The organism is Streptomyces ossamyceticus, assembly GCF_001418475.1.
GTDB classification, from domain to species: Bacteria; Actinomycetota; Actinomycetes; order Streptomycetales; family Streptomycetaceae; genus Streptomyces; species Streptomyces ossamyceticus.
The window spans coordinates 1-638 of the sequence record NZ_LIQX01000244.1 but is presented as its reverse complement, the minus strand read 5'-3'; the positions used below and the strand labels follow the sequence as shown (position 1 = coordinate 638).

1 protein-coding gene is annotated in these 638 nt (G+C 68.5%); it reads left to right on the top strand.

What is annotated here, in order from left to right:
* Nucleotides 1–638: ABC-2 family transporter protein (locus AOK15_RS19090; RefSeq protein WP_157870300.1), on the top strand; the 638-nt coding region annotated here is incomplete at both ends.

Here is a 638-nt window from a genome sequence, read left to right as displayed (position 1 = left end):
GTCTGGCGGATCACCAAGCTCAACTTCAAGGCGCGGCTGGAGTACCGGGGCGAGTTCCTGATGGGGGTCGCCATCGGGGCGATCTGGCAGGTCTCGATCATCGTCTTCGCCTCGGTGCTGCTCACCCGGTTCCCCGGGCTCGGCGGCTGGTCCAGCTCCGACGTCCTGCTGATCGCGAGCATGCGGATGCTCGCCCACGGGCTGTACGTGCTGTTCCTCGGCCGGATCCAGTACATGAACATCCTCGTCCAGGAGGGGATCGTCGACCCCTGCCTGATCCGGCCCATGCCGGTGTACCGGCAGGTCCAGCTCGCCTTCTTCCCCGTCAACGCCATCGGTGACCTGGTGGTCGCGGTCGGGCTGTTCGCCGCCGCGCTCCAGCGGAGCTCGCTGGACTGGACGGCGGGGCGGATCACGTACGTCGTGGCGGGGGTTCTCGGCGGGATGCTCGTCGAGGCCGCGCTGTTCACGGCGCTGGCCGCCGCCGCGTTCCACTTCCCGGCCACCTCGTACTGGGCCCAGTGGCTGGAGGAGCTGATGGGCACCTTCGGCAGCTATCCGCTGAGCATCCTGCCGAAGGTCGCCTCCGCCGCGTTCACCTTCGTCGTGCCGCTCGCCTTCATCGCGTACTTCCCGGC